Origin of the sequence: Pseudomonas sp. NBRC 111133 (assembly GCF_001320605.1) — a bacterium.
GTDB lineage: Bacteria > Pseudomonadota > Gammaproteobacteria > Pseudomonadales > Pseudomonadaceae > Aquipseudomonas > Aquipseudomonas monteilii.
The window spans coordinates 1-13,448 of sequence record NZ_BCBJ01000048.1 but is presented as its reverse complement, the minus strand read 5'-3'; the positions used below and the strand labels follow the sequence as shown (position 1 = coordinate 13,448).

Here is a 13,448-nt window from a genome sequence, read left to right as displayed (position 1 = left end):
GCCCGTGGTGTGGACTTCTGGCGCCAGCACGAGGCGGTATTGGCCCGTGCCGAGCAGGAATACGGCGTGCCGGCACAGTACATCGTCGCCATCATCGGTGTGGAAACGTTCTTCGGCCGCAACACCGGCAACTACCGGGTGATCGATGCCCTGTCGACCCTGGGCTTCGACTACCCGCCTCGGGCTGAATTCTTCCGCAAGGAACTGCGCGAATTCCTGTTGCTGGCCCGCGATGAACAGCTCGACCCGCTCACGCTCAAAGGCTCCTACGCCGGCGCCATGGGCCTGCCGCAGTTCATGCCGAGCAGCTTCCGCAACTTTGCGGTGGACTTCGACGGCGATGGCCACATCAACATCTGGAACAACCCGGACGATGCCATTGGCAGCGTCGCCAGCTACTTCAAGCGCCATGGCTGGGTGGCCGGTGGGGGCGTGGTCAGCCGCGCCTGGGTGGATGGCGCGCGCGCCGACGAAGGCCTGACCACAGGCATCGAGCCTGTGAAAACCGTCGGGGAGTTGCGCACGCTCGGCTGGTCGGTTCATGATTCGCTGCGCGATGATCTGCCGGTTACCGCTTTCCGCCTTGAGGGTGACAATGGCCCCGAGTATTGGGTGGGCCTGAAGAACTTCTACGCGATCACGCGTTACAACCGCAGCGTGATGTATGCCATGGCGGTGCATCAGCTTGCGGAACAGCTGGTTCAAGTACGGGGCGTCAAGTAATGCGCGCAATCATCTCTGGCAACTCTTTCAAGCTGCTCACCTGCCTCGCCGTTGGCGTGGTGCTGGCCAGTTGCTCCTCCAACCGCCCGGCCCAGCAGAGCAGTGGCAACGTCGTGCGCAGCCAGCCAGGCCTGGACATCAACCGGGCACACAAGGACGGTGCACCGTGGTGGGACGTGGATGTGAACAAGATCCCCGATGCCACGCCGACCGTGCACACCGGCAACTACAAGGCCAACCCGTACACGGTACTGGGCAAGACCTATTACCCGATGCAGGACTCGCGCAACTACCGCGCCGAGGGCACCGCGTCGTGGTATGGCACCAAGTTCCATGGGCAGAACACCGCCAACGGCGAGCTGTATGACCTGTACGGCATGAGCGCAGCGCACAAGACGCTGCCGCTGCCGGCCTATGTGCGGGTGACCAACCTGGCCAACGGTCGCAGCGTAATCCTGCGTGTGAACGACCGTGGCCCGTTCTATTCCGACCGTATTATCGACCTGTCCTATGCGGCTGCGAAAAAGCTGGGTTACGCCGAGATCGGCACCGCGCATGTGCGCGTCGAGGGTATCGACCCGCAGCAGTGGTGGGCCCAGCGTGGCCAGACGCCGCCGATGGTGCTCAAAGAACCGCAGGTAGCCCAGACCCAGGCGATCCCGGCCAACACCGGGCGTGTCGAGCAATGGACCCCGCCGCCTCAGCAGCACGCAGCGCCGGTGGTGCCGGTGCAGGTGGGGGGCAACAACGTGCCGGCGGGCAACGGCGGCAGCTTCCTGCAGGTAGGCGCCTTTGCCAACCCGGACGCAGCCGAGCTGCTGCGCTCCAAGCTCAGCACCATGGTCAATGCGCCGGTGTTCATCAGCTCGATCGTGCGTAACCAGCAGACCCTGCACCGCGTACGCCTGGGGCCGATTGGCAGCCAGGGCGAGATCCAGCAGGCACAAGACAGCATCCGCCTGGCGAACTTGGGGCAGGCCAAGCTGGTCACAGCAGACTGACCGTTTATATGGGGCGGCCATCAGCGTGGCCGCAACCAAACTGTCGGTTTTGTCATGAATTGCCGGGCGCGCCCATGTACAATGACGGCTTTTGCCCGCAGCGACATAAAGCCGCACGTTCGTGGGCCAGGCCGACGGCCAAAAAACTAGACTGACTGGCGCTGGGCACACGATCTTGCCCAGGGAACATCTCAGACCATTAGCGATTTTCGAGAGACGGATGAACATCACCAACCTTGCCAAACGACTTTGCCTGCCTGTACTGCTGATGATCACGCCTGCCGCCTTCGCGGCTGAGCAGATGACGCCGGCACCACCTCAATTGGCAGCCAAGTCCTACGTACTCATGGACGCGTCCAGCGGCAACGTGCTGGTCGAGAACAACGGTGACGAGCGCCTGCCGCCGGCCAGCCTGACCAAGCTGATGACCGCCTACATCGCCACCCTGGACATCCGCCGTGGCCAGATCGGTGAAAACGACCCGGTCACCGTCAGCGAAAACGCCTGGCGTACTGGCGGTTCGCGCATGTTCATCAAGGTGGGCAGCCAGGTGACCGTCAGCGACCTGCTGCACGGCATCATCATCCAGTCCGGCAACGACGCTTCGGTCGCCCTGGCCGAGCACATCGCCGGCAGCGAAGATGCCTTCGCCGACATGATGAACAAGACGGCTGCCGACCTGGGCATGACCAACAGCCACTTCATGAACCCGACCGGCCTGCCGCACCCGGACCACTATTCGTCTGCGCACGACATGGCCACCCTGGCCCGTGCGATCATCACCGTCGACCCGGCCCACTACGCCATCTATTCGCAGAAGGAATTCTTCTGGAACAACATCAAGCAGCCGAACCGCAACCTGCTGCTGTGGCGTGACAAGACCGTCGATGGCCTGAAAACCGGCCACACCGACGAAGCTGGCTACTGCATGGTGGCTTCGGCCGTTCGCGACGGCCAGCGCCTGATCGCCGTGGTGTTCGGTACCAACAGCGAGCAATCGCGTGCTGCCGAAACCCAGAAGCTGCTGACCTATGGCTTCCGCTTCTTCGAAACCCAGACCTTCTACCAGAAGGGCACTGAGCTGACCCAGGCTCCTGTCTGGAAGGGCGCCACCGGCCAGATCAAGGCTGGCCTGGCCGACGACCTGACCATGACTATGCCTAAAGGCCAATTGAAGCGCCTGCAGGCTTCGATGACCATGAACCCGCAGCTCACCGCACCCATCGCCAAAGGTGACGTGATCGGCAAAGTGGAAGTCAAACTGGACGAGAAAGTGGTTCACAGTGCCGACCTGATCGCCCTCGATGGCGTCGAGGAAGGTGGTTTCTTCCGCCGTATGTGGGATAGCATCCGTCTATTCTTCTACGGGTTGTTCAACTGATACGTGACCTGCATGCCCCCGCGTATCTCGCGGGGGCATTGTTGTTGCCACGGCTTACGAGGCCGTTTCCGCCATGAGCGAACCAGACGTCAAGTCGCATAAAATCGAATTCCCTTGCGACGATTATCCGATCAAGGTAATCGGCGATACCGTTGTCGGCTTCAAGGACACCGTGATCGAAATCCTCAGCAAGCACGCGAAAGTCGACCTTTCCACCCTGGCCGAGCGCCAGAGCAAGGAAGGCAAGTACACCACCGTGCAATTGCACATCGTTGCCGAAAGCGAGAACCAGCTGCACGATATCAACAGCGCCCTGCGCGCTACCGGCATCGTGAAAATGGTGCTTTGATGTCCGCCTGTCTCGGTTTTCGCGAGCTTGGCCTGCAGCCCTACGAACCGGTGCTGGAGGCCATGCGTCGCTTCACCGAGCAGCGCACCCCGGACAGCCAGGATGAAATCTGGCTGGTCGAGCATCCTGCGGTCTTCACCCAGGGCCAGGCTGGCAAGGCCGAGCACCTGCTGGTGCCGGGCGACATCCCGGTGGTGCAGACCGACCGCGGCGGCCAGGTGACCTACCATGGCCCCGGGCAGTTGGTGGCCTACCTACTGCTGGATGTGCGCCGGCTGGGCTTTGGCGTGCGCGAGCTGGTCAGCCGTATCGAGCAGACGCTGGTCGACCTGCTGGCCAGTTACGACGTGCAGGCTTCTGCCAAGCCCGACGCCCCGGGCGTCTATGTCGATGGAGCGAAAATCGCCTCCCTCGGCCTGCGAATTCGCAACGGCCGTTCGTTCCACGGCCTTGCCCTGAACGTGGACATGGACCTTGCGCCATTCCGCCGAATCAACCCCTGCGGCTATGCGGGGCTGGCGATGACCCAGCTGCGCGACCTGGCAGGTCCGATCGAACTCGACGAGGTCAGGACAAGGCTGCGCGGACAGCTGGTCAAGCACCTCGACTACGCTGAGCAGACGACCCTCACGGGCGGAATCGACTGAATATGACAACTGTGCAAGAAGCCGTGCCGAACCTGATACCCACCCAGGATGTCACCCCGCGCCCAGCGCCGAAGAAGGTGGAAGCTGGGGTAAAACTGCGTGGCGCCGAAAAGGTGGCGCGCATCCCGGTGAAGATCATCCCCACCGAAGAGCTGCCGAAAAAGCCTGACTGGATTCGCGTGCGTATTCCGGTATCGCCCGAGGTAGACCGCATCAAGCAACTGCTGCGCAAGCACAAGCTGCACAGCGTGTGTGAAGAGGCTTCCTGCCCGAACCTGGGCGAGTGCTTCTCCGGTGGTACCGCCACCTTCATGATCATGGGTGACATCTGCACCCGTCGTTGCCCGTTCTGTGACGTAGGCCACGGCCGGCCGAAGCCGCTGGACCTGGACGAGCCGAAAAACCTCGCTGTCGCCATTGCCGACTTGCGCCTGAAGTACGTTGTGATCACCTCGGTGGACCGCGACGACCTGCGTGACGGTGGTGCCCAGCACTTCGCCGACTGCATCCGCGAAATCCGCGCGCTGTCGCCGGGCGTGCAGCTGGAAACCCTGGTGCCGGACTACCGTGGCCGTATGGACGTCGCGCTGGAAATCACCGCGCAAGAGCCGCCAGATGTGTTCAACCACAACCTGGAAACCGTACCGCGCCTGTACAAGGCTGCGCGTCCGGGCTCGGACTACGACTGGTCGCTGGACCTGCTGCAGAAGTTCAAGCAGATGGTCCCGCATGTACCTACCAAGTCGGGCTTGATGCTCGGCCTGGGCGAGACCGACGAGGAAGTGATCGAAGTGATGCACCGCATGCGCGAGCATGACATCGACATGCTCACCCTCGGCCAGTACCTGCAGCCGTCGCGCAGCCACCTGCCGGTGCAGCGTTTCGTGCACCCGGACACCTTCGCCTGGTTCGCCGAGGAAGGTTACAAGATGGGCTTCAAGAACGTCGCCTCTGGCCCGCTGGTGCGTTCTTCGTACCACGCTGACCAGCAGGCCCACGAAGCCAAGATCAAGCTCTGAGCCTGGTCTGAGGCACGCATGCCGATGCACGCCGAAGGGCGGCATCGGCATTTTTGTTTGTGTACCAAGCGCTGCAAGGAGCCGCAATGAACTGTGCCGAAACGTTACTACCGAGCCTGCCAGCCGCGTTGCCGACTAACGCCTGCTTTGCCATTGTCGCCCCGGCAGGCGCGGCGAGGCTGGATACGCACAAGGTCAGCCAGTGGTTTGCCGACCGTGGCTACGGCTGCCGCCTGTACCCCGCTGTCAACCAGGCCCAGGGCTACCTGGCAGGCTCTGACCAGCAGCGCTTGCAAGACTTGCACGATGCCTTTGCCGATCCGACCATCGACGCCATCCTGTGCATGCGCGGTGGTTACGGCAGCATGCGCCTGCTTGATCGGCTCGACTTTGACCTGATTCGGCGCAACCCCAAGCCGTTGATCGGCTACAGCGACATAACCGCGCTGCACACGGCCATCTATCGGCATGCCGGGCTGATCACCTTCCATGGAGGGATGCTCAATGCCGACTTGCTGGGGGCGAAGTTGCCGCCGACCGAGTCGTCGTTGTTGGCGCAGTTGGGCGGGCATGTGCGGGCAGGCGACCAGATCGTGCACCCGACGGACTATGCCTTGAGCAGTGTATTGGCGGGTGTGGCCAGTGGTCCGCTGCTGGGCGGTAACCTGTCGATGCTGGGGGCGACGATGGGGACGCTGGCCGAGCTTGATACCCAGGGCTGCATTTTGTTTATCGAGGACGTCAACGAGCCGTTGTACCGGGTGGACCGGCTGCTGACGCAGTTGCGTCTGGCGGGCAAGCTGGAAGGGCTGAAGGGCGTGCTGGTTGGGGATTTTGCCGGGATTACAACGGCGGCGCTTGCACCGTTGCTGGAGGAAACCTTTGCCCCGCTGGGTGTGCCGGTGCTGGCGGGGTGGCGCAGCGGGCACTGTGACCCGAATGTGTGCTTGCCGTTAGGGGCGCGGGTGAGGTTGGACAGTGATCGGCAGGAGTTGGTGCTGGAGCAGGATCTGTTCGAGGTTTGAGATTGTCGGGGCTGCTTTGCAGCCCTTCGCGGGCACGCCCGCTAAGGGGCGCAACGCGCCCCCAGCAATCTCACTGCTGACGCAGGCTCTCAAGCAGCCTGTGGGTCGGGTAGCCATCCGCCGGCCACCCCAGCCCTTGCTGGGCATTGCGAATGGCCTTGCGGGTATTGGCGCCGATGATGCCATCGGCATTCCCGGCCTCATGCCCGCGGCTGTTCAGCAGGTTCTGCAACTCCATGCGCTCGCTGCGGCTCAGCGGCAGGTCTTCTTTCGGCCAGCTGCCGGCAATGAAGCCCCAGCCGCTGAAACGATCCCCCAGCAAGCTCACCGCCAGCGCGTAGGACGACGAGTTGTTGTACTTGAGGATGGCGCGGAAGTTGTCCAGCACCAGGAACGCCGGCCCACGCGCCCCCGCCGGCAGCAGCAGGGCGGCAGACAGTTGGTTGCTGTTGGCGGGCAGTTGCGTGCCTGCAGGCAGTTTCACACCCATCGCCAGCCACTCGCTCACCGGTTTGCGCAGCGCGCCATCGGCTTGCCAGAAGTCGAAACCAGCCGGCACCTGTACCTCGAAGCCCCACGGTTGGCCACGCTTCCAGCCCGAGCTCTGCAGGTAGTGGGCGGTCGAAGCCAGGGCATCGGGTGTGCTGTTCCAGATATCGCGGCGGCCATCGCCGTCAAAGTCAACGGCGTGGGTGTTGTAGGTGGTCGGGATGAACTGGGTCTGGCCCATGGCGCCGGCCCATGAGCCGCGCATGGCTTCAGGCTGGATATCACCATGCTGGATGATCTGCAGCGCAGCGATCAGCTGGTCCTGGGCGAACTGTGGGCGGCGGCCTTCGTAGGCCAGGGTGGCCAGCGAGCGGATCACCGACTTGCTGCCCTGGAACTGGCCGAAATTACTTTCCATCCCCCACACCGCGACCAGCACCTGGCGGTCCACGCCATAGCGTTGTTCGATGCGTGTCAGCAACTCGGCATTCTGCTCCAGCAGCTTCTTGCCGTTGCGCACGCGCAGGGGCGATAGGGCGCCTTCGAGGTATTCCCACACCGGGCGGGTGAACTCTGGCTGGCTGCGGTCGGCCTTGATCACGTCCATGTCAGGGGTGACGCCGAGGAACGCGCGGTCGAAGGTGCTGGGTGAAATCCCGGCTTGCAGGGCCTGTTGGCGGAAGCCGGCCTGCCACTGGGCGAAGGTTTGCAGAGGCTGGATTTCGGTGCTGACGTCAGGCGTCGCGCCGGGCACAGTTACCACGGGAGCGGGTTGCGCAGGGGCCAGCGGCAGTGCGTCGGCGGCGGTGGGTTTTTCCGCGCATGCCACAAGCAGGATGAAGCTGGAGGCCGCGATCAGCTGGCGGGTTTCCCAACGGGGGATAAGACGGAAGAGCATGCACAGATCCAGAATTGCAGGTCAGGTGACGACCATACCATGCCTGCGCTTGCGATGCTTTCATGCAGCCAAAAAGTAGGAAGCCTCCCAATCTCTCGATTGGAAGGCTTCGCGGCGGTAGCTGCCTTTGCCCTTGACCGGTTGTTCCTGGCAGCAGCGGAACAGGGGCTGGGCGATGATCGACTTGGCCTTGTTGGGGCCGTGCTTTTTCGGCTTTTTGCTCATAGCGGGGTTCCCGGGTTGGGTGGGTTTCGGGGCGCACTGTAGGGCTTGGTGCGGGTAGGGGCCAATTGATAATGTTTATGGTCGATCGCAGTCCTGTGGGAGCGGGCGTGCCCGCGAACACCGGCGAAGCCGGTGCCATCGACCGCGTCGCCTGATTCGCGGGCATGCCCGCTCCCACAGCTACCCCCGTTATTCCGGGGGTAGCGCCAGACGCTGGCCAGCCATCAGCAGCGACAGGCGAGCCAAACCCGTCCAAGGAGAGCCCTCGGCCTGCCCCTTGATTTGCGCATCGATACGCTGGGCATCCTGCAACAACTGAGCCCAGCGCTGTGCTGACAAACGTTGCAGGGCCTTGCTGACCAACGGTCGGCGTTTGTCCCAGATCGGCGGGCGGGCCTGGCTGAAGGCCTTGTCCAGCGGTACACCCTGGCTGAATTGTTGGGCTAGCCCAGCCAGCTGGCGCAGCTCACGGGCCAGGGCCCAGAGGATGACTGGCGGTTCTACCCCCTCGCCACGCAACCCCTCGAGCATACGCAGGGCATGCGCAGCTTCTCCGTTGAGAATGGCGTCCACCAGGCCGAAGACATCGAAGCGAGCGCTATCAGCAACCGCGGCCTGCACCGTTTCCACGGTGATTTGGTTGCCGTCGGCCAGTAGCTTGAGCTTTTCGATTTCCTGTGCGGCTGCCAGCAAGTTGCCTTCCACGCGCGCGGCAATCAGGTCGACAGCGTCACGCTGTGCCGACAGGCCGGCCTGTTGCAGGCGCTGGTTGATCCACTGCGGAAGCTGATGCACGTCCACCGGCCAGATCTGGATGAACTGGCAATGCGCGCCTTCGATCAACGCCTTGCCCCACTTGGTCTTTTGCGCACTACCGTCGAGCTTGGGCAGGCTGACCAGCAGCAGGGTGTCTTCGGCGGGGTTGGCGCAGTATTCCATCAGTGCGGCGGCACCCTTGTCACCGGGTTTGCCCGAAGGTAGGCGCAGTTCCAGCAGGCGGCGTTGCGCGAACAGCGACAGGCTGGCGCCAGCCTGGAGCAGGGTGCCCCAGTCGAAGTTGGCGTCGGCACTGAACACCTGGCGCTCGTCGAAACCTTGTTGACGCGCGGTCTTACGGATGGCGTCGGCAGCTTCCTGGCACAGCAACGGGTCGTCGCCGCTGACCACGTAGACCGGTGCCAGGGCGCCTTGCAGGTGCTTGTTGAGTTGGGCGGGGGCAAGTTTCATGGGAAACAGGTGGGGCACCCGAAGGTGCCCCGCACGGGCTTAGTTGCCCGGTACTTCCAGCGGCGACTGCTGAGGCGTTTCGGCCTGCTGACGGCGGGCAGCTTCCAGCGCGGCGGCTTCGGCCTGGGCGCGTTCGTCGGCTTTGCGCTGCAGTTCGTCCAGCTGAGACGGGCTCAGCATCTGCAGACGCACGACCATGGCGTTGACCAGATCGCGGCGCATTTCTTCACGGGCGCGGTTGGCTTCCTGCTCGGAACCGGTGATGTTCGAGCCGTCACGCACGTAGATTTTGCGTACTTCCAGCTTGTCGCTCATCAGTTCCAGGTTGTTCAGGCCCTGGATGCTGTAGTTCAGCACTGTGGTCAGCTCGTATTCGGCAGTACGGTTGCCGCTGCTGTAGGTGGCCGAACGCTCGTTTTCCTGCTCGTTGGTCAGCACCAGACGGTAGGGCGCACCGGCGTGTACGTTGACACCGCTGCGCTCCAGTACTTCACGCAGCTGGACCACGGTCGGTCCATAGGCGTTGCGCGCGCTGACGTCCATTTCCTTCACGCTCAGCTCGGTAGAGCCGGTGCCGCGCAGCTGGAAACCGCAGGCGCTGAGCATGACCGCCAGGCCGATTACCAGCAAATTGCGTTTGATCATGTTGTTGCTCCCTTGTGGGCCTGTTACGCCCGCCCGCAGTGACTGCGAGCGGGCGCTGCCATCAGTTGGCGACGATGTTTACCAGTTTGCCCGGTACCACGATGACCTTGCGGATGGTCAGGCCATCGATGAAGCGCAGGACGTTCTCGTTGCTGCGGGCAGCGGCTTCGACTTCTTCGCGGCTGGCAGCAGCCGGCATTTCGACCTGGCCACGCAGCTTGCCGTTGACCTGCACCACCAGGGTGATGGTGTCCTGCACCAGCGCTTGTTCGTCGACACTCGGCCAGGCGGCATCGATTACCGAGCCTGGGTGGCCCAGTTGCTGCCACAGCTCGTGGGAGATGTGCGGGGTGATCGGGGCCAGCAGCAGGGTGACGGCTTCAAGGCCTTCCTGCAGCAGTGCGCGGTCCTGTTCGCTGGCCTGCGGGGCCTTCTCCAGCACGTTCATCACGGTCATCACCTGGGCGATGGCGGTGTTGAACTTGTGGTACTGGCCCACGTCGGTGCTGGCCTGCTTGATGGCCGCGTGGATGGCGCGGCGGATGACCTTCTGCGCGTCGTCCAGTGCGGTGACATCCAGCTTGCCCGGCAGGCCCTGGCTGACGTGCGCCTGAGCCAGGCGCCAGACGCGGCGCAGGAAGCGGCTGGCACCTTCGACGCCGGAGTCGGACCATTCCAGGCTCATGTCGGGCGGCGAGGCGAACATCATGAACAGGCGGCAGGTGTCGGCACCGTAGGCTTCGATCATCGACTGCGGGTCGACGCCGTTGTTCTTCGACTTCGACATCTTCTCGGTGCCGCCGATTTCCACCGGCAGGCCGTCGGTCTTCAGGCGAGCACCAATGATCTTGGCCTTGGCATCGCGCTCGATCTCGACATCGGCCGGGTTGAACCAGTCCTTGCCGCCGTTGCTGGCCACACGGTAGTAGGTTTCGGCGACGACCATGCCCTGGGTCAGCAGGTTCTTGAACGGCTCGTTCGAGGTAACCAGGCCTTCGTCACGCATCAGCTTGTGGAAGAAGCGCGCGTACAGCAGGTGCAGGATCGCGTGCTCGATACCGCCGATGTACTGGTCGACCGGCAGCCAGTGGTTGGCGGCTTTTGGGTCTACCAGGCCCTTGTCGTAGTTCGGCGAGGCGTAGCGGGCGAAGTACCAGGACGACTCGACGAAGGTGTCCATGGTGTCGGTTTCGCGCTTGGCCGCAGTGCCGCATTTCGGGCAGGTGCACTCATAGAATTCCGGCATGCGCGCCAGCGGCGAGCCGGCGCCATCCGGCACCACGTTCTCGGGCAGGGTGACCGGCAGCTGGTCTTCCGGCACCGGCACGTCGCCGCAGGACGGGCAGTGGATGATCGGGATCGGACAGCCCCAGTAGCGCTGGCGGCTGATACCCCAGTCACGCAGGCGGAACTGGGTGCGCGACTTGCCCAGTTCCTTGCGGATCAGGGCGGCTTCGATGGCGTCGAAGGCGCCGGCGAAGTCCAGGCCATCGAACTCGGCGGAGTTGATCAGCTGGCCGTGCTCGCCATAGGCGGCCTGCCACTCGCTGCCCACTTCATCGCCCGCGCTGGTGCGTACCACGGCCTTGACCGGCAGGTTGTACTTGTGGGCGAACTCGAAGTCGCGCTCGTCGTGGGCCGGGACGGCCATCACGGCGCCATCGCCGTAGTGCATCAGCACGTAGTTGGCGACCCATACCGGCAGCTTCTCGCCGGTCAGCGGGTGCTCTACCAGCAGGGAAGTGGCCATGCCTTTCTTCTCCTGGGTGGCCATGTCGGCCTCGGCAACGCTGCCGCTCTTGCACTCGTCGATGAACGCTTGCAGCGCCGGGTTGCCCTGGGCCGCCTGGGTGGCCAGCGGGTGCTCGGCGGCGACGGCGACGTAGGTGGCGCCCATCAGCGTGTCGGGACGGGTGGTGAAGACCTTCAGGGTGCCTTCGTGGCCGATGCTGGCCTGGTCGTACGGGAACTGTACTTCCATGCCGCGCGACTTGCCGATCCAGTTGCGCTGCATGGTCTTGACCTGCTCAGGCCAGCCCGGCAGCTCGTCGAGGCTTTCCAGCAGCTCGTCGGCGTAGTCGGTGATGCGGAAGTAGTACATCGGGATTTCGCGCTTTTCGATCAGCGCGCCCGAACGCCAGCCACGGCCGTCGATGACCTGCTCGTTGGCCAGTACGGTCTGGTCTGCCGGGTCCCAGTTCACGGTACCGTTCTTGCGGTAGATGATGCCTTTCTCGAACAGGCGGGTGAACAGCCACTGCTCCCAACGGTAGTAGTCGGGTTTGCAGGTGGTGACTTCACGTGCCCAGTCGATGGCCAGGCCCAGGCTCTTGAGCTGGGTCTTCATGTAATCGATGTTTTCGTATGTCCACTTGGCCGGGGCGACGTTGTTTTTCATCGCCGCGTTTTCCGCGGGCATGCCGAATGCGTCCCAGCCCATCGGCTGCAGGACGTTCTTGCCCAGCATGCGCTGGTAACGGGCAATCACGTCGCCGATGGTGTAGTTGCGAACGTGGCCCATGTGTAGCTTGCCGCTCGGGTACGGGAACATCGATAGGCAATAGTAGGTATCTTTGCCTGGCTGTTCGGTAACAGCGAACGATTGTTGCTCGTCCCAGAACTTCTGGGCGGCGGCTTCGATATCACGGGGCGTGTATTGTTCGTGCATGGCTACTTTTGGCTGAGAGAGGAGAGACCTTGTTCCAGGCAGCGGAACCTCGCTGCGTCCGGCACTCCGGTGTCGTTTAGAGTGAACGCCGTAGCATACAGCAGCGCTGCGCATCGTGGGAAACCTTCGTTGCGAATGGCCGCTGGTCGCAGCACCCGGCTGCTTTTCATGGCGCCGCTAAGCTCAGGTGTGGGGGGAGATATTCTTTATCTTCAATTGAGGTGAACGGATGGGAGAGACGCAGCTACCCGCAATGAAACCGGAGCTTTACGAGCGCCTGATCGACCGGCTTGGCCTGGCACTGGAAGTGGCAAGGACCTCGGTACGATTGCGCGACGAGATGCCAGCCGAGCTGGAGTTGCGCGGCCTGAGCCACGCAGAGTTCGAAGTGATCAAGGCTTACCTGGAATCCCTCCCGGAGCGCCACAATGCCTCTGTCGGCAGTTACCCGCAAGCGGAGCCGACATCGGCCAAGATCATCTGGCTCAAGGACAAGAAACGCCCCGCCAATACGGCGAGATCCAGGACGCTGCCACATCGCTAGCCGTTCAGGACGCCAGGCGCGGGCTATCGCGCGCCGGTTCTTCACTATCACACAACTCACGATCGGCGCCGGCCGCACCCTTGTTGACCGGCGCCGATCCTTCTAGGCTGCACGCCTGCCAAGGAGGTGTGGCCGATGCCGATCCGATTCTTCATCAAACAATGGCTGATGCCGCCGGGCATCCTGTTTCTGCTGCTGCTTGCGGCGTGGTGGCTGCGTGCCCGGCGGCCACGGTTGGCGGCGCTGTGCTTTGCCGTCGGGCTTGGTGGCCTGTGGCTGATGAGTTTGCCGCTGGTGGTGCAGGAAACCGCCCATAGGCTGGAAAGCGAGCCTCCGTTGGCTGTAAACGACTGGGCCGGTCTTGCGCGGCGGGCGGATGCCATCGTGGTGCTGGGCGCAGGGCGTGAGCGCGGCGACCCGGCCTGGGGCGGTAGCGACCAGCCCACGGCCACGGCTTTGGAACGCATGCGTTTTGCTGCGCAGTTAGCCAAGGCCTCGGGCTTGCCGGTGCTGACCAGTGGCGGGCTGCACTATGGCACGCCGCCGAGTGAGGCGCGGTTGATGGCGGATCGCCTCCACGACGACTTTGCTGTTGACGTGAAGTGGC

General features: G+C 63.3%; 14 protein-coding genes. 9 read left to right on the top strand and 5 right to left on the bottom strand.

The window, feature by feature from the left end; translation table 11 throughout:
• The 7 genes from mltB to APH36_RS10115 form a co-directional block, all read left to right on the top strand.
• Positions 1-723, top strand: a 723-nt coding sequence (gene mltB, locus APH36_RS10145; RefSeq protein WP_060498516.1) for a lytic murein transglycosylase B, incomplete at its 5' end; no start/stop codon positions are given.
• Entirely contained in the window at positions 723-1,724 is a 1,002-nt protein-coding gene (locus APH36_RS10140; protein WP_060498515.1) for a septal ring lytic transglycosylase RlpA family protein, read from the top strand. The genes mltB and APH36_RS10140, both read left to right, overlap by 1 nt.
• Before the next feature lie 220 nt (positions 1,725-1,944).
• A complete protein-coding gene (locus tag APH36_RS10135; RefSeq protein WP_016712184.1) occupies positions 1,945-3,105 on the top strand; it encodes a D-alanyl-D-alanine carboxypeptidase family protein in 1,161 nt (386 codons plus the stop codon).
• A 73-nt stretch (positions 3,106-3,178) separates the two neighbouring features.
• On the top strand, positions 3,179-3,454 hold the full coding sequence (locus tag APH36_RS10130; RefSeq protein WP_003249736.1) for a DUF493 domain-containing protein: 276 nt from the start codon (positions 3,179-3,181) through the stop codon (positions 3,452-3,454).
• Entirely contained in the window at positions 3,454-4,101 is a 648-nt protein-coding gene (lipB, locus tag APH36_RS10125) for a lipoyl(octanoyl) transferase LipB (RefSeq protein ID WP_019098023.1), read from the top strand. The genes APH36_RS10130 and lipB overlap by 1 nt, the downstream gene beginning before the upstream one ends.
• A 2-nt stretch (positions 4,102-4,103) precedes the next feature.
• Positions 4,104-5,120 (top strand): lipoyl synthase, encoded by a 1,017-nt coding sequence (gene lipA, locus APH36_RS10120; protein ID WP_016712182.1) that lies wholly within the window; start codon positions 4,104-4,106, stop codon positions 5,118-5,120.
• 86 nt (positions 5,121-5,206) lie between these two features.
• Complete coding sequence (locus tag APH36_RS10115) at positions 5,207-6,145, top strand: LD-carboxypeptidase (protein ID WP_060498514.1); 939 nt, start codon at positions 5,207-5,209, stop codon at positions 6,143-6,145.
• A 70-nt stretch (positions 6,146-6,215) separates the two neighbouring features.
• Here the strand turns inward: APH36_RS10115 and APH36_RS10110 are convergent, their stop codons facing one another.
• The 5 genes from APH36_RS10110 to leuS all read right to left on the bottom strand — a co-directional run bounded on the left by APH36_RS10110 (position 6,216) and on the right by leuS (position 12,297).
• On the bottom strand, positions 6,216-7,532 hold the full coding sequence (locus APH36_RS10110; RefSeq protein WP_060498513.1) for a lytic murein transglycosylase: 1,317 nt from the start codon (positions 7,530-7,532) through the stop codon (positions 6,216-6,218).
• A 60-nt stretch (positions 7,533-7,592) separates the two neighbouring features.
• Positions 7,593-7,757 carry an alternative ribosome rescue factor ArfA gene (gene arfA / locus APH36_RS10105; protein WP_060498512.1) on the bottom strand — a complete coding sequence of 55 codons (165 nt, stop codon included), beginning with the start codon at positions 7,755-7,757 and terminating at the stop codon, positions 7,593-7,595.
• 189 nt (positions 7,758-7,946) lie between these two features.
• Positions 7,947-8,984 carry a DNA polymerase III subunit delta gene (gene holA, locus APH36_RS10100; RefSeq protein ID WP_060498511.1) on the bottom strand — a complete coding sequence of 346 codons (1,038 nt, stop codon included), beginning with the start codon at positions 8,982-8,984 and terminating at the stop codon, positions 7,947-7,949.
• A 39-nt stretch (positions 8,985-9,023) separates the two neighbouring features.
• Positions 9,024-9,629, bottom strand: coding sequence for an LPS assembly lipoprotein LptE (lptE, locus tag APH36_RS10095; RefSeq protein ID WP_060498510.1), 606 nt, complete (start codon positions 9,627-9,629; stop codon positions 9,024-9,026).
• Positions 9,630-9,690: 61 nt separating this feature from the next.
• The gene (leuS, locus tag APH36_RS10090) at positions 9,691-12,297 is read right to left on the bottom strand and encodes a leucine--tRNA ligase (RefSeq protein WP_060498509.1); all 2,607 of its coding nucleotides are present in this window, start codon (positions 12,295-12,297) and stop codon (positions 9,691-9,693) included.
• Between the two features lie 229 nt (positions 12,298-12,526).
• Here leuS and APH36_RS10085 point away from each other — a divergent pair, with 229 nt between their 5' ends.
• Both APH36_RS10085 and APH36_RS10080 read left to right on the top strand, forming a co-directional pair.
• Positions 12,527-12,841: a hypothetical protein gene (locus APH36_RS10085; protein WP_019098017.1), complete on the top strand. Its 315-nt coding sequence runs from the start codon at positions 12,527-12,529 to the stop codon at positions 12,839-12,841.
• A 135-nt stretch (positions 12,842-12,976) separates the two neighbouring features.
• On the top strand, positions 12,977-13,448 hold a 472-nt coding region (locus tag APH36_RS10080), incomplete at its 3' end, for a YdcF family protein (RefSeq protein WP_177337096.1).

Excerpts from the sequence above, each read along its gene's own strand:
- APH36_RS10140 (WP_060498515.1), top strand. The coding sequence starts at position 723 with ATGCGCGCAATCATCTCTGGCAACTCTTTCAAGCTGCTCACCTGCCTC.
- APH36_RS10135 (WP_016712184.1), top strand. The coding sequence starts at position 1,945 with ATGAACATCACCAACCTTGCCAAACGACTTTGCCTGCCTGTACTGCTG.
- APH36_RS10130 (WP_003249736.1), top strand. The coding sequence starts at position 3,179 with ATGAGCGAACCAGACGTCAAGTCGCATAAAATCGAATTCCCTTGCGAC.
- lipB (WP_019098023.1), top strand. The coding sequence starts at position 3,454 with ATGTCCGCCTGTCTCGGTTTTCGCGAGCTTGGCCTGCAGCCCTACGAA.
- lipA (WP_016712182.1), top strand. The coding sequence starts at position 4,104 with ATGACAACTGTGCAAGAAGCCGTGCCGAACCTGATACCCACCCAGGAT.
- APH36_RS10115 (WP_060498514.1), top strand. The coding sequence starts at position 5,207 with ATGAACTGTGCCGAAACGTTACTACCGAGCCTGCCAGCCGCGTTGCCG.
- APH36_RS10110 (WP_060498513.1), bottom strand. The coding sequence starts at position 7,532 with ATGCTCTTCCGTCTTATCCCCCGTTGGGAAACCCGCCAGCTGATCGCG.
- arfA (WP_060498512.1), bottom strand. The coding sequence starts at position 7,757 with ATGAGCAAAAAGCCGAAAAAGCACGGCCCCAACAAGGCCAAGTCGATC.
- holA (WP_060498511.1), bottom strand. The coding sequence starts at position 8,984 with ATGAAACTTGCCCCCGCCCAACTCAACAAGCACCTGCAAGGCGCCCTG.
- lptE (WP_060498510.1), bottom strand. The coding sequence starts at position 9,629 with ATGATCAAACGCAATTTGCTGGTAATCGGCCTGGCGGTCATGCTCAGC.
- leuS (WP_060498509.1), bottom strand. The coding sequence starts at position 12,297 with ATGCACGAACAATACACGCCCCGTGATATCGAAGCCGCCGCCCAGAAG.
- APH36_RS10085 (WP_019098017.1), top strand. The coding sequence starts at position 12,527 with ATGGGAGAGACGCAGCTACCCGCAATGAAACCGGAGCTTTACGAGCGC.